The following is a 20300-nucleotide window of genomic DNA, read 5'->3' as shown; positions in this document are numbered from 1 at the left end:
CTTTCTCCGGTAGTTTAATTCTAGTATAAACTACTTTCCCTTCTTAAGCGCAAAAAAGATAAGATGCTAAAATCTTATCTCTTATTTTTAAAGTAATTCAGCTAATGCTGCTGCAATGCCATCTTCGTTATTGGTTAAGGTGATTTTATCTGCACTATTTTTTAATTCATCCACAGCATTTCCCATAGCAACTCCCATGCCAGCATAATGAATTAGAGATAAATCATTATGACCATCACCAAATGAAATAATATGTTCAGGGTGAATGCCTAAAGGTAGTAAAGTTTTATCTACTGCATAAGCTTTATCAATTCCTTGATCTGTAAATTCAAAATACATTGGTGCCGAAAATACGCCATTGACAGTGTTTTTAAAGGGAGCTAAGATTTTTTCCCAATTTTTATTTAAGTATTCAGGTTGAGCGGCTACTAAAATTTTATGCAATGGAAAATCAACAAAAGCAGCTAAGTCATTTTTTTCGCATAATTGGAAATTACCACCCCTTGCCTCATACTCAATGATATTGAATAATCCCATTTGAGAGTCTAAATGTAATAGACCATTATAAACGTTATTGACATACATATAATTATCTTTAGCAATCATTGGAAGTACATCAAACTGTTTTAAGTGTTCTAAAATTTGTTGACTCGTTTCAATTGAAAGAGGTTGACTAAACAATTCTTTTTTTGTGGCAACGTCAATAACATGAGCTCCATTATAAGAAACTAGCATGCCATTATAGTGAATCATTTGTAATTCTTCTACATATTTCCACATGCCAGGGGTAGGTCTGCCAGAGGCAAGTACAACTTTAATTCCTTTTTTTTGAGCGCTAATTAAGGCTTCTTTTGTTCGTTTCGTTAGTTTTTTGTCATCATTTAAAAGTGTGCCATCGATATCTAAAACAATTGCTTTTACATCCATGATCGTTCCTCCATTTAGTTTTAGTTTCAATAGAATTTGTCCTATTTAAACTTATTATAAAGGAAACTGGCATAAGAATAAGCAGATTGATTGATTTTGAAAGATTTTTCTCAATAATGACGTGCTTCAGTTGAAAAACTGATCTTTTTTTTTCATGAATTACTTTATAATAAACTTAGCTAGGCGATAAAATTTCATTATCAAAGTCTATGTTTTCCAGCATGAATCGAGTATGATTAAGGTAAAGAGTATAAAAGGGGTGGGATTGTGTTTAGAAGCTATAAGAATGTTTCCGCAAGAGAAAGAACCGAAGTTTGGAATAATGGTTTTTCAGATTATATGTTTCCCATTCATATGACACAAGAACAGTTGGATCATCGCTTATCTAGTCTATCTATTTCGCAAGAATTAAGTAAAATACTTTTTGTAGATCATCAACCGGCAGGGATTTATCTTCATGGAGAAGGTGTTTTTTCTGGTGAGAAGATCGCCTGGCTAGGTGGAATGGCTGTTGATTCAAAATTTCGTGGTCAACAACTTTCTGTTAAGCTGCTACATGAATTTGAAATTACTGCTAAAAATAGAAACACTGAAACGTTGTATCTTGAAGCAATTGATGGAAATGACCGAGCTATTTTAATTTATCAAAAATTTGGTTTTGTACCATTATGTAAAGTCTTAGTGTTAGAAAGTCAAGAAGTGTATCCTCTGAAAACTCACCATGAGATAAAAAAAGTTGAAACGCTAGAGAAAATCGGAATAATAGAAGATAACACGACTCTTTGGCAAAATAAATCAATTCATGGCTATGATTGTATAGGGATTTATCAGGATAAAAACTTGGCAGGCTATGCTGTCGTGAGTGTTAAAGAAGAGTGTTTGGTGTTTCATCAATTAGAACTTGAAGAGGCTCATACACAAATAAAAAGCGTCTTAAGTGCATTTCAAATAACATATGCTCCTCAAAAATGGATTGGAAGCAATTTAGTAGCTGATGAACCAACAACGCAAAGTTTAGTGATAAATGGTTTTAGTGAAGTACTATCCCAACATCAATATAGTAAAAAAATTTAATGATCCTCCTATGTGAAGCTAAGCTAGGATAGATTTATATTAGAGATTCGTAAGTTTATAAAAATAAGGTGGTGTTTTTCTTGGCAAAAGACCAAACAAAAAAACTTTTAGCAACCTCCCTTAAAGCAATTATGTTAAAAAAACCGCTAGATAAAATTACAATTCAAGAACTAACAGAAGAAGCTCATGTTACACGAAATACCTTTTATTATCATTTTTCAGATATTTATCAACTTGTGGAATGGATTTACGATCATGAAATTGTAAATGGACTGTCTGAATATCAGCATCTTCGTAATTGGCATAAAGGCTATGAGATGTTATTGAATTACGTTTTGGCGAATAAATCCTTTTGTTTAAATACCTCTCGTTCGTTGGGAAGAGATTTATTGGAAAACTTTTTATTTACTGTGGCTTCGCAAATGTTAGTTGGAGTGATTGATGAAATCAAACCAACATTGCCTGAATCGTTAAAACAAGAAATTATTCATTTTTATGGTTGGGCACTTGTAGCACAAATTACACAATGGTTAAAAAATAATTTAAATGAACCGAAAGAAGACATTTTACTGCGGACAGAAACAATGATGAATGGCGCCATTTTAAAATGTGTAAAAAAGAATCAAACGGTGTAAATTTGGGCAAATCACTGACATTGCCTATAGATTAAAACGCCTTCATCCCTGCATAATAGGAGTGTAGTTAAGTTACTTTTATGGAGGAGTTGGAGGAAAATGTTTTTATTTCAAGATGTCACATTAGTTGATTTTTTAATGTGGATTGCGGTTGTTGCAGGTCTTATGATTTTAAATGAATTTGCACGTAGCAACAAGTATGTAGCTCTTATTTTATTTATTGCGTTGCCGATTATTTTAACGGTATTTGTTTGGCCAACAACGGCTGGACCAGGCTCAAGTACTGGAACGTGGTTCCATTGGGTGAAAGTTTATTCAGCGTTGGCTGGCTGCATAGGATTTTTAGCTTTGCGCCATATCAAGAGTTTGCAAAGCAACAAATGGGCGCTAGCTTTCCCTGCTTTTATTTTAGCTTTTAATATTTGTGAAGCGGTTATTCGTGATTTTCAAGTAGCCAGTTTACATGGCATGGTAGATGGCGTGTTTATGAACGGTGGACCTTGGAATATTATGAATGGCATTGCTGGAATCATCAATATTGTAACGATTTCTGGTTGGTTTGGAATTATTATCAGCAAAGACAAACAAAAAGATATGATTTGGCCAGATCAATTATGGTTTTGGATTATTGCTTACGATGTTTGGAATTTTGCTTATGTTTATAATTGTGTTGGGGATCATTCATTTTATGCAGGAGCAGCGTTATTAATTTCTTGTACGATTCCAGCCTTCTTTATCAAAAAAGGAGCTTGGTTGCAACATCGTGCTCATACATTAGCTTTTTGGATGATGTTTACTATGAGCTTCCCTGAATTTGTCACAAGTTCAAAATTTGCTGTTCAATCCACCCATTCGGATGGAGCCTTGATGACGGTTAGTGGAATTGCATTAGCAGTGAATATTGCGGTATTAGTTTATCATGTTTACCGTATTACCAAATACAAACGCAATCCATTTACTCAAACTGTTTATGATGGATTAGCTGCTTCTGATGAAGTGATTAAAGAAAATAGTTAAATTAAAAAATCTATTGATAGAGAATTCTCTATCGATAGATTTTTTTTAATAAAAAGATGATTTTTAAACTATGTTTATAAAGTTTTGTTGATTATGCTATTTTGTTGTGTTAACATTTTAAATGTAGTTAATAAAGTTTCGAGATAAAAGGAGGGCATTAGGTGAAAGCTAGTAAACCACAAAATGTAAAAGAAAATAATCTCATGTTTTTAAAAACTGTAATCAAAGAAAATGGTCCCTTATCGCAACGTGAAATAGCAAAACAAAGTGGCCTGAGTATTGTGACGATTAATAAGTTAGTTACTTGGTTACTTGAAAGAGACGAAATCAAAGAAGCAAAAAAATTAGTAGCAACGGGTGGTAGACGTGCAGTTTCTTATGAGTATAATGCTGAATTTAAATTATTATTAGCTATTCAATTAATTGAAAAAAATCACAAATTTGTTTTTTTATTTCATGTAACCGATTTATTTGGAGAAATAGTATCAGAAGAAGAAATTAGTGGGAGTTCATTGTCTTGGGCTGGATTTAAAGAATATGTGAGTTCTTTTCTAGATAAATTTCCTAAAATTGGTGGAATAGTGTTAGGAATACCAGGAGTTGAAATTCATGGAGAGTTAAAAATCTTGGACTTTCCACCATTGCTGAATTTGAATGTCCGAAAAGAATTACAAGAAGTTTTTCATTTGCCAGTTGGAATTGAAAACGATATCAATACTGCAGTTCGAGGTTATGCTGACTGGTTGCCAGTCAAGCATGAAATTTTAGTGGGCATTTACTATCCTGATGATTTTCCGCCAGGTGCGAGTATTTTAATAAATGGGAAGATTTTTAAAGGACGCAATGGACTTGCAGGTGAGATCAAACATTTGCCGTTATCTGTTGACTGGGAAATGGGATTGCTCGATAAAATAGAATTTAATAAAAATATTCAAGATGTAATTCAAACTATTATCAGCATGTATGACCCTGATAAAATTATTATTTATACAAATGAGCGTATTGTTTCTCAAGAAGAGTTGGTCCCTATTAAAGAAAATTTAGCCGAAGTTTTCCCATATATTGAGTTGCCTGAAATTGCCAGTTCGGTCACGTTTAGTCAAGACTATTTAAAGGGTTTGATTATACAGGGAATTGAATTAATAGAGTCAGCAGAATAAAAATAAAAGGCAGGAGCTGGAAAAATGAGAACGGAAAAAGAAAAAATGCTAGCAGAAGATTTATATATAGCCAATGATGAAGAACTTGGTCAAGATGTGAAAAAATCTCGTCGACTGACTAGACTTTTTAATGGTACGACAGAAGAACAATCTGATTATCGAAAGATTTTGTTAAAAGAGCTTTTAGGTAAAGTAGGAGAAAAGTATCACATTGAGCCACCATTTCATTGTGACTATGGTCAGCATATATCAATTGGAGATCATTTTTATGCCAATTTTGATTGTGTTATTTTGGATGTAGCGAAGGTTTCAATTGGAAATAATGTGATGTTTGGTCCAAAAGTAGCTCTGTTTACAGCTAGTCATCCTATTGATCCTATAGTGAGAATTTCAGGTTTGGAACTGGGCAAGCAGATTAAAATTGGAGACAATGTTTGGATTGGAGGAAATTCAACGGTCAATCCAGGTGTAACAATTGGGGATAATGTTGTAATAGGATCTGGATCAGTAGTAACAAAAGACATTCCTAAAAATGTAGTAGCAGCTGGAAATCCTTGTCGTGTTATAAGAGCAATTGATGAAAACGATAAAGTGTATTGGGAAAATTTACAGGAAGAGTATTGGTTAGAGTCAAAAAAAGCTAAAAAGGAGTTATTATAGGATGATTAAAATGGTTGCTGTAGATATGGACGGTACTTTTTTAAATGAAAATAAGGAGTATAACCGTTCACGATTTAAAAGAATTTATCGGGAAATGAAGCGTAAAGAAATTAAATTTGTAGTAGCTAGTGGCAATCAATATTATCAATTAAAATCCTTTTTCCCAGAAATAAGTGATGAAATTTCTTTTGTGGCTGAAAATGGAGCGCTAGTCATTAGTGAAAAAGAAGAATTATTTTGTGGAAAGTTTGAAGAGCCACTCGTTCATGAAATGCTCGCATTTTTAAGAAAATCTCCACAAATTCAAGTGCTTTTATGCGGTCGCAAGAGTGCCTATGTGGGTGAAAAGGAGTCTGAGGACTTTAAACAAACTAGCAAAAAGTTCTATCATCGTTTAAAGACAGTCACGGATTTAACTCAGCTAGAAGAGGATGTTTTTTTTAAGTTTGCTTTATCTGTACCCAAAGAAGAAACTGAGAAATTAATAGTGCATTTAAATAAAGAGTTCCAAGGTAAATTCGTAGCTGTTTCAAGTGGTCATGGCGAATTAGACTTAATTATACCAGGTTTTCATAAGGCAAATGGTTTGGAAATTCTGCAAAAAAAATGGGGGATTTTAGATGAGGAGCTGGCCACTTTTGGTGACGGAGGCAACGACGTTGAAATGTTACGCAAAGCAGCCTTTAGTTATGCAATGGCTAATGGCAGTCAAGCAGTTAAACATGCGGCTAACTATAGTGCACCTTCTAATGAAGAGGAGGGGGTTTTAAAAATAGTAGAAGAATTACTGGAGTTGGGTGATGAAAAAAAATAAACCGATTTTTAAGCTATCGCTATTAAGTATGTCTCTACTAACCGGTTCAGCAACAGCAATCACTGGAATTTTACCCGTTTTAAAGTCTAGTTACCCCAATGTACCGCAGTCTTTGATTGAAAGTTTAGTCACACTTCCAAGCCTAACAATTTTAATTTTCACTTTATTAAGTAGTTTTGTTGCAAAGAAAATTGGGAATAAACAGACGGTTCAGCTAGGTTTAATGATTGCTCTTGTAGGCGGAGTTACTCCTTTTTTTATAACTAATTTTACGGCGCTATTAATTATGCGTTTGGTATTTGGTGTGGGTATCGGTTTGTTCACACCGTTAGCCATTAGTCTTATTAGTATGTTTTTTGAAGGGGATGAGCGTGCCAATTTACTTGGTTACCAATTAGGGACAATGGCACTGGGGAACGCTTTGTTGATTTTTTTTAGTGGTATGTTATTAAAACATGGCTGGAACGTCTCCTTTTTAGTCTATCTATTGATTATTCCAGTTTATCTATTTGTAACGTTCAATATTCCTGAACCGCCAGTATCTCAGGATGGATTTTTAATTAAAACAGAATCTAGTAAAACATCCATTAAATTAAATAAAGAGATTCTATTCTTGATTGTGCTCTGTTTTTTTACATTTTTAATTATTTGGATTGTCCAGTTGAAAATGCCGCTTATATTTGCAGAAAGAGGATTGAATAAAAATAATCCTGCAAGTTTAGTATTAAGTTTAATGAATATAGGCGGTTTAGTTGCAGGTCTTCTATTTGGAAGAGCTTTTGTTCTTTTTCGACATAAATTATTGCCTCTGGGGTATTTGCTAGCGGGTATGAGTATTTTATTTATCAGTCTGTCCAGGTCTGGTATTATGATTGCTTTTTGGGCCATTTTTTTCAATTTTATTTATTCGTTTACAGGCCCGTATATTATTTTAAAAGTGAATCAAATCTCCCCTCGCTCGTTGCTGACGCTGTCAACTGCTTTGATTTCAGTTTCAATGACGTTAAGTCAGTTAGTTACGCCCTTTTTTTGGAATGGTCTTGGAGCTTTGATAGGAATAGATTCAGCTTCTATGATTATTCGATTAGCAGGTGGCTTTGCTTTTATCATTGGTGGGATTCTTTCTTTAAGATTGATACAATTGAAACGTGTGAAAAACGACTGATAAGTTCCATTATCAGTCGTTTTTTTTTAAAAGTGGTTAAATTTGCCAACAGATTAAAAAACGATTAAAATTATAATAAATAACAAATAATAATTTTTTTTCTTTTGAAATTTATAGGGTTATATGTGAAAAAATAACGAAATCTGTATTTTTATCTAGGAGAGGGATTTAGAGTGGAGGGGAAGTAAAATGGAGAAAAAGCGTGTAGTGGAAACCTTTATTGAATTGGTAAAAATGGATTCAGAATCTAAAAAGGAAGGACCTTTTCAAGCTTTTTTAAAAGGAAAATTTGAACGTTTAGGCTTAGAGGTTTATGAAGATCAAACAAAGGAACAAACTGGATTAGGAGCGAATAATTTACTTTGTCGATTAGCAAAAACGAAGCATGATGGCACGTCGCTATTATTTTCTTGTCATGTGGATACCGTTAGTCCAGGGGTTGGCATTGAACCTATCATTAAAGACAATGTCCTCTATTCAAAAGGTGAAACTATTTTAGCAGCAGATGATAAAGCGGGAATTGCAGTAATGTTGGAGTTAATTCAACGAATAAAAGAGGAAGCTATTCCTCATGGTGGACTAGAATTTATTTTATCTCCTGGTGAAGAAATAGGTCTTGTTGGAGCAAATGCGTTTGATTGCACTCTTTTGGAGTCAGAAATTGGGTTTGTCTTAGATAACGGAGGACCGGTTGGAAGTATTACGGTTGCCAGTCCAACCTTAATGGGCTTAGATGTTGAAATTAAAGGTAAAACGGCCCATGCAGGATTAGAGCCTGAAAAAGGTGTTTCTGCTATTGAAATCGTAGGTATTGCGATTGCTAAAATGAAATTAGGTCGCTTAGATGAAGAAACAACTGCAAATATTGGGACAATTAATGGGGGTGTTGCGAGTAATATTGTTGCGGATGAAGTAAAAATTACTGCTGAAGCGCGTTCGATTTCTCACGAGGCGTGTGTTACACAAGTGGAAGCGATGGTGGCGGCCTTTGAAGATACTGCAGCCGCAATGGGAGGTTCGGTTACAATTACTCAGGATACAAAATCAACAGGCTATCGCTTAACACCAGAACATACTACAGTCAAGTTAGCTGCTAAAGCACTTCAAAAAATAGGCTGTCAAGTCAATTATGATGTTAGTGGTGGCGGAAGTGATGCCAATGTCTTTAATAGTAAAGGCAAAGAAGTTGCCAATTTATCTATCGGTTATGAAAAAATTCATACATTGGATGAGTATTTGCCAATTGATGAATTAGAAAAAGCAGTCGAATTAGCGGTTCAATTAGTGAAAGAAGTAGAGTAGCTTTCCTTAAGAAAGAGGTGAATAATATGAAAAATACGATGAAGCAGATTCCTATTGTTACACTAGCAATTGCGATTTTAGGTGTGAGCATTAATATGTTTTTAGCACCTCATCATATAGCTGCTGGTGGTGTTAGTGGAATTGGAATTTTAGCTGAGCAGGCATTCGGTATTGATCGAGCACTGGTCGTTTTAGTATTAAATGTAGTAATGTTAATTTTAACCTTCTTTTTTTTAGGAAATACTGTTTTTATCCGTACGGTAATAGGGAGTATGTTGTTGCCCCTTTCCTTAGCTGTCGTACCGGAAGTAATGGTTACGCAAGATCGTTTGCTCTCTGTTATATTTGGAAGCGCATTATTTGCAGTTGGCGTTGCCATACTTTATAAAATTGGAGCGTCAAGTGGTGGGACAACGATTCCTCCTTTGATTTTTAAAAAGTACTTTGGCTTAAATACTTCGGTGGGGTTACTGTTTACAGATGCTATTATCGTACTATTCAATATTTTTGTGTTTGGTGTGGAAGAATTCTTATATGCCATTTTATCAATTGTAATTACGTCGATTGTCATGAGTTACATTGAAACTGGTTTGAAGAGAAGAAAAGCGATTATGATTATGAGTGAAACCCACATCGAAGCTATAAAATTGGTTTTACAAGCAAATAGTAATCGTGGAATTACGGTATTTTCAGTATCTGGTGGGTATACGGGAACCGAAAAAAATATGTTGATGATTGTGATGGATAATCAAGAATATCCTGGACTATTAAAGTTGATTAATGAGGTCGATAGTAAAGCCTTTGTAATTGCCTATAATGTTTCAGAAGTTCATGGGTTAGAGTTCACATATCAGCCATTAGGATAAATAAAAAAGGAGTGATTTGTTATGAATGCAGTGTTGGCTTTTACGATTGTAATGCTTATTTGGACCATTAGTGATTTTGTTTCAAAGAAAACGAAGTCGTTGCTCTCTTCTTTACTGGTAGCATCTATTATTTTTCTGATTGGATTTAAATCTAATCTTCTACCCAAAGATATTTTGCCAAACTCTTCTTTACTAGCTTTAGGAACAACGGTAGTCGGATTTATCATCGTCCATATTGGAACGATGATTAGTATTGAAGAATTGAAACAGCAATGGAAGACAGTGGTAGTTGGTGTTTCGGCAATTATTGGAATTGCAGTTGCCTTGTTACTAGTGGGCGCTTTATTTGAAAGTCGCAACTATGCAATTGCAGCAATCGGTGCAGTTAGTGGTGGAACGATTTCAATTATTATTGTTCAAGAAGCTGCTTTAGCATTAGGCTTGTTGTCTGTAGCAGTTTTACCGGTTTTAATTTCTGCTTTGCAAGGATTAATTGGGTTTCCGTTGACATCCATTATTTTAAGAAAAGAAGCAAAAAGATTGCAAGGGGAGTATCGGGCCGGAACCTTAAAAACGGTAAAGGTAGAAGCAAAGGAGAACGAGCAAAAAAGCAAATTACCTGAAGCTTTTCAAACGACTGCGGGTACATTGTTTGTAGTAGGCGTTATTGTCTTGATTTCCACTTTGGTTAACAATCTCACTGGAGGGTTACTCAATACCTTTATTGTGGTCTTATTATTGGGAGTTACGTTGCGTGCCTTTGGAATTTTAAAGCCTAATATTTTAACTGGAATTGATGCATATGGGTTGATGATGTTAGCCATTTTAATCATTATTTTTGGTCCATTAGCAACGATTGAACCTCAGGATTTAATTGACTTGATTGTACCGATTTCATTATCCTTCTTAGTTGGGGTAAGTGGCAGTATTTTATTTGCAATCGTCACTGGAAAGTTGTTAGGGTATAGTTTATTAATGTCAATTGCGGTAGGGTTAACGTCACTTTATGGTTTTCCTGGAACAATGATTTTGAGTCAAGAGGCAGCGAAAAGTATTGCGGAAACGGAAGAAGAGAGGCTTGCAATTGAAGCTCAAATTTTACCGAAAATGATCATTGCGGGTTTTTCAACAGTAACGATTACGTCGGTTTTTATTACTAGTATTTTAGCAGGCTGGATTCAATAAGAAATGGAAGTGACTAGAAAATGAAGAATGGTGTTAGAGCGACAGTTAAGACGGGCGTTTCATTTGGAACAGCCTTAGCTATTGTCATCTCCTATGTGAAGTGGCAATCTATTTTATGGGCGATGATTCATGGTGTGTTTGGTTGGGTGTATGTTATTTATTACGCCATTGTATACCGTTGATTTAAATAGGGAAAAGCTGGTCTTTTACGAGATCAGTTTTTTTATTTTTTTATTAATTTAGGTATACCGAAAAAATAAATTGACAAATAAATAAAATAGGTTCATACTAAACTAGAATTAAGAAAACATGAGGGGACAGGAGGATTAAATATGTCTAATGGAGAGAAACATGAATCCAGTGGTTGGATTCGAAAATCACATAATGTTAGTTTAGAAGAAGTAAATAGTACGATTAAAATCCCTAAAAATGCAGGTTTTTTCAGAAAGCTATTTGCATTTATGGGCCCAGGAGCTCTTGTTGCTGTCGGCTATGTTGATCCAGGAAATTGGGCGACATCCATTGCTGGGGGTGCGCAATTTGGTTATACTCTTTTGAGTGTAATTTTAATTTCTAATTTAATTGCCATGCTGTTACAAGAAATGTCCGCTCGTTTAGGGATTGCCACCGATATGGATTTAGCACAAGCAACGCGAAATTCTGTTGGAAAAAAAGTAGCCATTCCTTTATGGATTTTAACGGAGTTAGCCATTATTGCAACAGATATTGCGGAGGTTATTGGTTCAGCCATTGCCTTAAATTTATTATTTGGTTTGCCATTAATTGTAGGTGTCGCCATTACGACGTTAGATGTACTGGTTTTATTGTTGCTACAAAAAAAAGGATTTCGTATTATTGAATCGATTGTCGTTATATTGATGATAACAATCTTTGTTGTATTTTTATTTGAAGTGATTTTGTCAAAACCTGAAATGGCAGAATTATTAAAAGGGTATGTTCCAAGTACACAAATTGTAACCAATCCTAAAATGTTATTTATTGCGCTAGGGATTTTAGGTGCGACTGTTATGCCGCATAATTTGTATCTCCACTCTTCAATTATCCAAACAAGACAGTATGAACGTAACTTAGTTGGTAGAAAAGAAGCGGTTAAATTTGCTAAAATTGATTCCTTTTTATCTTTAACAGGTGCCTTCATTATTAATTCGTTGATTTTAATATTAGGAGCAGCAGCTTTCCATGGAACAACAAATACGATTAATGAAATTCAAGATGCGTATCAATTATTAAGTCCAACGTTTGGCGTCGCAGCAGCGAGTACTTTATTTGCGATAGCATTGCTTGCTTCGGGTCAAAACTCAACGATTACAGGAACATTGAGCGGTCAAATCGTGATGGAAGGCTTTATTCATATGCGTGTAGAGCCTTGGGTAAGACGTGTGATTACTCGTCTTATTGCTGTTGTACCGGTCTTTATTGTGACATGGTTAATGGGAGCAAAAGGAACAGGTGAATTGCTGTTGTGGAGTCAAGTAATCTTGAGCTTGCAACTGCCTTTTGCAGTCGTACCTTTAGTGTTGTTTACCAGTGATAAAAAGAAAATGGGCAGTTTTGTTAATCCAATGTGGGTCAAAGTGATTGCTTGGTTTGCAACGGTTTTGATTATTGCGTTAAATATTTTCTTAGTAGGCTATATTTTAATGACTGGTCAAGATTTAGGCTAATAAAAAGAAAGAGTCAACTTTTGAAGTTGGCTTTTTTTGATACTTTTATTAAAAAAATAGCGTTAAAAAGAAGTATTTGATTCGTAAATAAGGTAAAATAGAAGAAATGATTTTGACTTAGGAGGAAGAATAAAATGGGATTTCAAACACATGAAGAGTACTTAATGCGTTGCGTTGAACTTTCAAAATTGGCAAGGGAACATGGCAATACACCCTTTGGTGCGTTATTAATTGATAAAGAGGGTACCATACTTTTGGAACAAGAGAATATTGAAATTACAGAAAATATTTGTACGGGTCATGCGGAAACCACTTTAGCAGCTCGTGCTTCACAGAAGTACTCTAAAGAATTTTTATGGGATTGCACACTTTATACAACAGCCGAGCCCTGTGCGATGTGTACGGGAACGATTTATTGGGGCAATATTGGTCGAATTGTGTTTGGCATGACTGAAAAGCGTTTATTGGAATTGACAGGTGACGATGAACAAAATCCAACTTTTGATTTGCCAAGTAGTACTATTTTAGCTCATGGACAAAAGGACATTCAGGTTCTTGGACCCTTTCCAGCAGTCGAAAAAGCAGCAGCAGCCGTTCATGAAGGCTATTGGAACTAAATTTTTAGGGGGATAAGAAAATGACAGCCTATCAAACATTATTATTTGATGTAGATGATACCTTACTTGATTTTGGTGCAGCAGAGGATTTAGCGTTGCGCTTACTTTTTGAAGAACAAGGTTTTCAATTAACAAAGGAAATTGAAGCACATTATAAACAGATGAATCAAGGCATGTGGCGCTCTTTTGAAGCAGGTGAAATGAGTCGTGATGAGCTTGTAAATAGTCGTTTTTCATTGCTGTTTAAAGACTATGGGAAAGAGGTAGATGGCCCATTAATGGAAAAGCATTATCGAAAATTTTTAGAAGAGGGGCATCAATTAGTTGCTGGAGCATTTGAATTGATTACAAATTTAAAAGATGACTATGAGTTATATATTGTAACAAATGGTGTCTCTACGACTCAAGATAAGCGCTTAAAAGATGCAGGTTTGCATCCCTTCTTTAAAGATATCTTTGTATCAGAGGCAACTGGTTTTCAAAAGCCGATGCCGGAGTATTTTGACTATGTATTTAAGCGAATTCCTGATTTTTCTGTTGAAAGAAGCATCATTATTGGGGATTCGTTAAGCTCTGACATTAAAGGTGGTGAACTGGCAGGACTTGACACTTGCTGGTTTAATCCGTATTCTTTGCCAAATACAACGGGCTGTAATCCTACTTATGAAATCAAAAAATTAGAAGAGCTTTATGAAATTTTAGCAAATGGCAGAAATGAGGGGTAACGATGAAATTAAAACCCTATACAAGAAAAACATTTTTTTATGAAACCGATCAAATGGGTATTATCCACCATTCAAATTACATTCGCTGGTTCGAAGAGGCACGATTTGATTTACTTGAGCAAATCGGCTATGGAAGTGATTTTTTAGAACGTGAAAAGTTAGGAAGTCCCGTTTTAAATGTAAACTGTCAGTACAAGGCAATGACTCGTTTCAATGAAGAAATAGCGATTCAAGTAGTTGTTCGAGAATGCTCGAAGGCAAAATTGACTTTTTCTTATCAAGTTGTAGGAACACAAGATCAAGTGGTGCATGCTACTGGAGAAAGTTCCCATTGTTTTTTAAATGAAGCTGGAAAAATCATTTCCATTCAACGTCAATTTCCAGAACTTTATCAGCTGTTAAATGAAATCATATAAACATAAGAAGAAAGATTTTTTAGTGACTAAAAAATCTTTCTTCTTTGTACTTTTGGGTTAAAATAACTAGCAAATTCAATAACCAAGTGGTATACTGACAACTATTCAATTGTGGAGGTCTATTATGGGAAACAATGAAAATGAATTACAATATGAACAAAATCGAGTAGATTATACCGTCAAGGAAATCAAAAAACGTGAGGCTATACTTGATGTTTCAATTGATCATGTTAGAGAAGAAGCCAAAGAAATTCGAACTAATTTTTGGAATGACGTAACAGTCAATTTAAGTAGTTCTGACGATGTGATTGAGACTGAAATCAGTATTAGACAGCAAGAACAATTGCTACGAGAACGAGAGCAAAACTATAAACATGTCGAAAAACAATTAAGCTCATTCCAGCAATTAAAAGATTCGCCTTATTTTGCTCGGATTGATTTAAAAGAAAAAGAAGGCGAAATAGAATCGATTTATATTGGAACCTCTTCATTTATTGATGATGAGGATCATTTTTTGGTTTACGATTGGCGTGCGCCTATTTCGAGCGTGTACTATGACGGCAGTATAGGGGAAGTAGCCTATCAAACACCTGTTGGTGAACAGTTAGTAGATGTTTCTTTAAAACGACAATTTCTAATTAAAAAAGCTCAAATTCAAACGATGTTTGATTCAAGTGAAACGATTGGCGATGAGATGTTGCAAGATATCTTAGGAGATCAATCAAATGCTCAAATGAAATCCATTGTATCAACAATTCAAAAAGAACAAAATAAAATTATTCGCGACACCAAAAGTCATCTGTTATTTGTTCAAGGAGCAGCAGGAAGTGGGAAAACCTCTGCGATTTTACAACGAATTGCCTATCTATTGTATCAATTTAGAAATGAAGTTGATTCAAACCAAATGATGATTTTTTCACCTAATAAGTTATTCAATCATTATATTTCCAATGTGTTACCTGAATTAGGTGAAGCGAATATTCAACACACTACCTTTTTAGATTTTGCCTCTTCACGAATTAAAAACATGGAAATTAAAGATTTATTCGAGCAATTTGAAAATGAAAAAAACCAAAAGCGTAAAAATATTATAGCGTTTAAAGAAGAGCCTATTTTTTTTAAAGCATTAGAACGCTATGCTCAATTATTAGAAACTCAAGGAATGATTTTTAAAGATATTGTCTTTCGTAACAAGGTACTAATGAGTAAGGAAAAAATTAAGACATTGTTTTATTCTTTTCCAGAACACTATACATTGCCTCAACGATTGCTTTATACAACTCAAAAATTAAACGATCGATTAGATGAAATTGCTAAAGTAGAAGCTAAACGAAGCTGGGTAGAAGCTCAAATTCAATTGTTGAATGAAGAAGAATATCAACGAATGATTCCCACTCATCAGAAGTTTAAAAATTACCAAGAAGAAGTGTTGTTTATTGGAACTAAAATTGTAAATCGTCAATTAAAAAAAGTAAGACGTATGATTGCCCAGTTTAATTTTTTCCACTACAAGGCTCAGTATGCAAATTTTTTAAAGGTTCTTCCTAAATTAGTCTCATTAGAAAAATATTCTATTACACATGAGCAATGGATAACGGAGCAAAAACGAGTAATCCTAGATTTAAATCAACGTGTTTTATTGATGGAAGACGTAGTTCCTTACTTGTATTTAAGAGATGCGATTATCGGTAAAGAGCCTTTAAGAAAAATCAAATACATCTTTATTGATGAAATTCAAGATTACTCCGTGTTACAAATCGCCTATTTAAAATCTTTGTTTCCAAATGGTCGCTTTACCATGCTTGGAGATTTAAACCAAGCTATTTTCAAAAATAAACTGGCAAAAAATACATTGCTGGAAGAAATCAAACCAATGTTTGACGAAACAAAAGTCAAAGCCATCCAGTTGACGAAAACATACCGTTCAACGAAAGAAATCACAAATTTTACTAAAGGTATTTTAATGGACGATTCATTAATAGAGCCCTTCGACCGATTGGGAGAGATACCTGAATTAGTTATAACGCATTCAAATCGCAGTTGGTTAAATAATATTTTGACGCAAGCAAAAAAATATGAAACTGAGTCACAGCTAACAGCAATTATTGGCAAAACAAAAAAAGAGTGTGACTATCTTTATAACCAATTAAAAGATGTCCTTTCCGTAAATCTAATCAGTTTTGAAAATCAACAATTAGTAGAAGGAATCTTGATTATTCCATCCTATCTAGCTAAAGGTCTTGAATTTGATACTGTGATTGTTGCAAATGCCTCAGCTAAAAATTATTCGTTGGAAGAGGAACGCACCTTGATGTACACTATTTGTTCTAGAGCCATGCATCGTTTGATTGTAAATAGCTTTGGAGATGCTTCTTTCTTGTTTGATAATGTGTCACCTGATCTGTATCTAAAAAAATAAAAATAAGCGATAGAATCTTAGATTCTATCGCTTTTTTTTTTAATCTAATAGCTGGACGCAGATGCCAATTAAGCCAGGTCCTGTATGAACCCCTAAAGCTGGACTAACAGGTCCTTCAAACATTGCAAGGCTATTTGGGAAAAGATGTTGCAAGTGTGCTTTGATTATACTTGCTTCAGGAACTGCGTCACCATTAACAACAGCTAGTCTGAATTTTTGGTGATCGCCAATGTATTCTTTAACTAATTGAATCGCATTTTCTAAACTCTTTTTACGTCCTCTAGCTTTTGAAACAGTGTAGTAAACACCTTGTTCATTACAGGAAATAATGGGTCTTAGATTAAGCGCATTTCCTAAAATAGAAGAAACTAACCCGATTCTACCACCTTTTTTTAAATATTCCAATGTTGCAACTGAAAAGAAGACTTTTGTTTTAGAGACGTTAAGCGTTAATTGTTCTTTGATAGCTGAAAAAGAGAGGCCTTCTTCTATTAGTTTTGCAGCTTCAACTGCCTGAATGCCACTTCCGATGCCGATATTTTTAGTGTCTAAAACAAAAACATCTAAGTCAGTAAAATCTTCTGCAATTAAGCGCACAAGATTATTTGTTCCGCTTAGCCCACTTGAAATAGTTACCACGATTACCTTTTGATACCCGTCTTTTTTGATTGATTCAAAGATATCTGTAATCACTTGACCATCAGGTAACGAAGTAGTTGGTACTTCATTTTTCAAGTTTTGGTATACCTCTTCCGCAGTAATATCAACTTTATCAGTGTAAACCCGATCTTTGTATATAATATTTAAAGGAATCACAAACATTCCATACTTTTCAATAAATTCTTCTGGTACATCGGTACATGAATCGACTAATAACGCAATTTTTTCTTGGTTCATTCTAATTCCTCCTCAGGATGTGTTCGTAATTGATTTTTTCCAAGTGAGATTGCCTTTTTGGCTAATAACTGACTAGCAAAGGCAAGGGTCGCTGTTTTTAAGGCGATAAAATCTGCCGAAATGGGGTGATCAAAAATCGCGATACTCTTTTCACCAGTTGCTTGACGAGCGACGACTTTTAAGGCTTGTTCCTGTTCATCACAAAAGAGATTAAATGAGGCATTAATGCCACTGACAGATGCTTGAAACAGAATCCCATCCTTAATTTCTTGAATAGTAAAGACTTGCTTTAAAATGGTAATCGCAATTAAAAATGCGAGATGTTTTCGATTGTATTTCTTTTTGATAGGAGCTGGAATTAGCCCTAGCTTCACATAATTATTAATCATGGCAGCTGTAATGATTTTTTGATTCGGTTGCACGATTAACGGTGACAGGTATTTCTCAATCAAGGTTAAGACTTGATCCATATAAAGTTCGATATCAGGTAATAAATTCCATCGAGGCAATTGAAATTCTTCAATGGTTTGTCCCCAAAGGGCTAATTCTTCATTTGTATTTTTCAACATAGGCACCTTCTTTAATGAATGTAAATACAATTTAACATAATTGGTTTAATTACGCAATGTAATTATCGAAACTAGATTAAAAAAGTGTTTTTTCTTGATATCTGAAACAACTTTATTGATAATGGAAGAAGACAAGCAATCAAGGAGGTTAATGAATGAGCAGAACGATTACAGGAATGTGGTTTAGAAAAGATTTGCGTTTGGTAGATAATACAGCGTTGATTGCGTTGATGAAAGAACGAAATGTCAACGAATCCGTTATTGGTATTTTTAACATCAACCCACTTCAATTAAAAAAAGGAACTCTTAACCATCAAGCCTTTTTTGCAGCAGTTGAAGAGTTTAGTCAAGAAGCAGAAAAAGCAGGATTGCCCATTCACTTTATTGTGGGGGAACCTGAAAAAGCATTTGAAACATTAAAAAAAGCAATTCCAGAATTGACTAAAATCTATTTTAATCGTGATGAACGAGGATATGGAAAAAAAAGAGATGAAGCGATGCTGACCTTTTTTTCGGGCTATAAAATTCAAGCAAATCATTTTCAAGACAGCCATTTACATGGAGTAACAGAGATAAAAAAAGATAATGGAGAAGCGTTTAAAGTATTTACACCGTATTACAATCGCTGGAAAAAACTTAGAAAGCCTATTTTTCAAAAAGAAGAATTTGCTGATTTTGGTGTAAAGGGAGCTGATTTTAGACAGTTATTTAAAGAGGAACAAAAATATGTGTCTGAATTGTTAGCAGAAATACCTACAGAATTGAAAGGCGAAGTTGGACTACAGCGTGCCAGAGGGTATTTAAGTCGTTTTATTGACAAAAAAGTGGCGTCATATGAAGTAGATCGTGATTATCCAGCTATTAAAGGTACGAGTCGGATATCTCGTTTCCTAAGAACAGGAGAGATGTCCATACGAGAGGTATATCATCGTTTAAGTGAAAGCGATGAGGACGAAAATAGCAGAGATACTTATCTCAAGGAACTCTGTTGGCGTGATTTTTATAATATGATTTATGCTGAAAATCCAGAGCAACAAACGCTGGAAATTAAAGAACAGTATCGTGGTCTTCATTGGAATCAAAATCAAGGGATGTTAATTGCTTGGAAAGAAGGAAAGACTGGCTTTCCAATCGTAGATGCTGGAATGCGTCAATTAAATCAAACCGGTTGGATGCACAATCGATTACGAATGATTGTCGCCTCCTTTTTAACAAAAGATTTATTAACCGATTGGCGTTTGGGAGAAGCCTATTTTAGCCAGCAATTAGTCGATTATGATTCAGCTAGCAATATTGGTGGTTGGCAGTGGGCAGCGTCAACTGGAACGGACGCTGTTCCATATTTCAGAATTTTTAATCCTACCTTACAAGGAAAAAAATTTGATTCTGATGGAACCTTTATTCGTTTTTATGTACCAGAATTAGCGAATGTGCCAATCGCCTATTTACATGAACCTCAAAAAATGCCCCTTGACATTCAAAAGCAAGTAGGGTGCATCATTGGAACTGATTATCCTGAACCTATTGTGGATCATCAAAAAATGCGAAGTGAAATTTTAAGTTTATTTAAAGGACAGTAAAAAAAAGCTACGATTTTATATCGTAGCTTTTTGGTTTATTCTGCTAAAGGAGACTTATCTAGAAAAGCTTGTAACATCCAGATTGTTTTTTCAATATCTGTTTTCATGCCAATAAGCATATCTTGAGTGGAATAGTCATCTTCTTTGCCACTTATGTCAATGCCCTCTTGGAAGACATCTTTTAAATAACGGTAATCTTCAACTAAATGTTGAATTAAGTTTTCCATTGGGATACCGAATTTTCCTTTTTTTTCTTCTAATTTTGTTGTTTCTAAGAACTCACCAAAAGTAGATAAGGGTTCACCACCAATAGCAATTAAGCGTTCTGCAATTTGATCTAACTGATCGTCTAAATCAGCCATCAATTCGTCCATTTTAGGATGCATAGTAAAAAAAGTTTTTCCACGCATGTACCAATGTGTTTGATGCACGATTAAAGTGAGTTGGCTAATGTCAGCTACCAATTGATTTAAATTTGTTTGAGTTTTTGGATAAAGACTGTTCATTATTTATTCCTCCTCTTGTTTGTTAAACTTCTTACAATCTAATGGTATCGCTAATTGCGAAAAAAGTAAAATAAAAGCTAC

Annotated in this window: 21 protein-coding genes; 17 read left to right on the top strand and 4 right to left on the bottom strand. The window is 34.5% G+C overall.

The annotated features are described in order from the left end of the window. Positions 1-87: 87 nt before the first annotated feature. Positions 88-927 (bottom strand): Cof-type HAD-IIB family hydrolase, encoded by an 840-nt coding sequence (locus tag AC07SW_RS11105; RefSeq protein WP_119907801.1) that lies wholly within the window; start codon positions 925-927, stop codon positions 88-90. A gap of 267 nt (positions 928-1194) precedes the next feature. Here AC07SW_RS11105 and AC07SW_RS11100 point away from each other — a divergent pair, with 267 nt between their 5' ends. The 16 genes from AC07SW_RS11100 (at position 1195) to helD (ending at position 16667) form a co-directional block, all read left to right on the top strand. Further along, positions 1195-2001, top strand: coding sequence for a GNAT family N-acetyltransferase (locus tag AC07SW_RS11100; protein ID WP_494632885.1), 807 nt, complete (start codon positions 1195-1197; stop codon positions 1999-2001). Between the two features lie 80 nt (positions 2002-2081). Then, positions 2082-2636: a TetR/AcrR family transcriptional regulator gene (locus AC07SW_RS11095; protein WP_034570677.1), complete on the top strand. Its 555-nt coding sequence runs from the start codon at positions 2082-2084 to the stop codon at positions 2634-2636. Between the two features lie 99 nt (positions 2637-2735). Further along, positions 2736-3653, top strand: coding sequence for a DUF5692 family protein (locus tag AC07SW_RS11090; protein ID WP_494632884.1), 918 nt, complete (start codon positions 2736-2738; stop codon positions 3651-3653). 161 nt (positions 3654-3814) lie between these two features. Then, complete coding sequence (locus AC07SW_RS11085; protein WP_494632882.1) at positions 3815-4813, top strand: ROK family protein; 999 nt, start codon at positions 3815-3817, stop codon at positions 4811-4813. Positions 4814-4837: 24 nt separating this feature from the next. After that, positions 4838-5473 (top strand): sugar O-acetyltransferase, encoded by a 636-nt coding sequence (locus tag AC07SW_RS11080; protein ID WP_494632881.1) that lies wholly within the window; start codon positions 4838-4840, stop codon positions 5471-5473. Between the two features lies 1 nt (position 5474). Beyond that, a complete protein-coding gene (locus AC07SW_RS11075; protein WP_119907805.1) occupies positions 5475-6287 on the top strand; it encodes a Cof-type HAD-IIB family hydrolase in 813 nt (270 codons plus the stop codon). Continuing rightward, positions 6274-7452 (top strand): MFS transporter, encoded by a 1179-nt coding sequence (locus tag AC07SW_RS11070; protein WP_494632880.1) that lies wholly within the window; start codon positions 6274-6276, stop codon positions 7450-7452. Before AC07SW_RS11075 ends, AC07SW_RS11070 begins: the two co-directional genes overlap by 14 nt. A gap of 189 nt (positions 7453-7641) precedes the next feature. Then, positions 7642-8754 (top strand): M20/M25/M40 family metallo-hydrolase, encoded by a 1113-nt coding sequence (locus AC07SW_RS11065; RefSeq protein ID WP_119907807.1) that lies wholly within the window; start codon positions 7642-7644, stop codon positions 8752-8754. A gap of 26 nt (positions 8755-8780) precedes the next feature. Further along, positions 8781-9620: a YitT family protein gene (locus tag AC07SW_RS11060; RefSeq protein ID WP_034570660.1), complete on the top strand. Its 840-nt coding sequence runs from the start codon at positions 8781-8783 to the stop codon at positions 9618-9620. Positions 9621-9641: 21 nt separating this feature from the next. Further along, entirely contained in the window at positions 9642-10805 is a 1164-nt protein-coding gene (locus AC07SW_RS11055) for a hypothetical protein (RefSeq protein ID WP_494632879.1), read from the top strand. 20 nt (positions 10806-10825) lie between these two features. After that, complete coding sequence (locus tag AC07SW_RS11050) at positions 10826-10987, top strand: hypothetical protein (protein WP_167736715.1); 162 nt, start codon at positions 10826-10828, stop codon at positions 10985-10987. Positions 10988-11137: 150 nt separating this feature from the next. Continuing rightward, entirely contained in the window at positions 11138-12490 is a 1353-nt protein-coding gene (locus AC07SW_RS11045; protein WP_135023345.1) for an Nramp family divalent metal transporter, read from the top strand. Between the two features lie 134 nt (positions 12491-12624). Continuing rightward, on the top strand, positions 12625-13107 hold the full coding sequence (locus AC07SW_RS11040; protein WP_119907809.1) for a nucleoside deaminase: 483 nt from the start codon (positions 12625-12627) through the stop codon (positions 13105-13107). Positions 13108-13127: 20 nt separating this feature from the next. Next, positions 13128-13832, top strand: coding sequence for a YjjG family noncanonical pyrimidine nucleotidase (locus AC07SW_RS11035; RefSeq protein WP_034570648.1), 705 nt, complete (start codon positions 13128-13130; stop codon positions 13830-13832). A 2-nt stretch (positions 13833-13834) separates the two neighbouring features. Beyond that, complete coding sequence (locus AC07SW_RS11030) at positions 13835-14248, top strand: acyl-CoA thioesterase (protein WP_135023341.1); 414 nt, start codon at positions 13835-13837, stop codon at positions 14246-14248. Between the two features lie 124 nt (positions 14249-14372). Continuing rightward, complete coding sequence (helD, locus tag AC07SW_RS11025; protein WP_494632876.1) at positions 14373-16667, top strand: RNA polymerase recycling motor HelD; 2295 nt, start codon at positions 14373-14375, stop codon at positions 16665-16667. Positions 16668-16706: 39 nt separating this feature from the next. Here helD and AC07SW_RS11020 read toward each other — a convergent pair whose 3' ends face one another. After that, positions 16707-17564 carry a DegV family protein gene (locus tag AC07SW_RS11020; protein WP_034570640.1) on the bottom strand — a complete coding sequence of 286 codons (858 nt, stop codon included), beginning with the start codon at positions 17562-17564 and terminating at the stop codon, positions 16707-16709. Beyond that, complete coding sequence (locus tag AC07SW_RS11015) at positions 17561-18133, bottom strand: DUF1836 domain-containing protein (protein ID WP_135023337.1); 573 nt, start codon at positions 18131-18133, stop codon at positions 17561-17563. The genes AC07SW_RS11020 and AC07SW_RS11015 overlap by 4 nt, the downstream gene beginning before the upstream one ends. A 155-nt stretch (positions 18134-18288) precedes the next feature. Here AC07SW_RS11015 and AC07SW_RS11010 point away from each other — a divergent pair, with 155 nt between their 5' ends. Continuing rightward, positions 18289-19713, top strand: coding sequence for a cryptochrome/photolyase family protein (locus tag AC07SW_RS11010; protein WP_135023335.1), 1425 nt, complete (start codon positions 18289-18291; stop codon positions 19711-19713). A gap of 35 nt (positions 19714-19748) precedes the next feature. Here AC07SW_RS11010 and AC07SW_RS11005 read toward each other — a convergent pair whose 3' ends face one another. Beyond that, on the bottom strand, positions 19749-20219 hold the full coding sequence (locus AC07SW_RS11005) for a Dps family protein (RefSeq protein WP_034570632.1): 471 nt from the start codon (positions 20217-20219) through the stop codon (positions 19749-19751). Positions 20220-20300 lie beyond the last annotated feature (81 nt).

It is taken from the genome of Carnobacterium sp. GW821-FHT04C06 (genome assembly GCF_059420345.1).
Note: the sequence above shows the minus strand (reverse complement) of the source record. Positions and strands in the feature narration are given on the sequence as shown.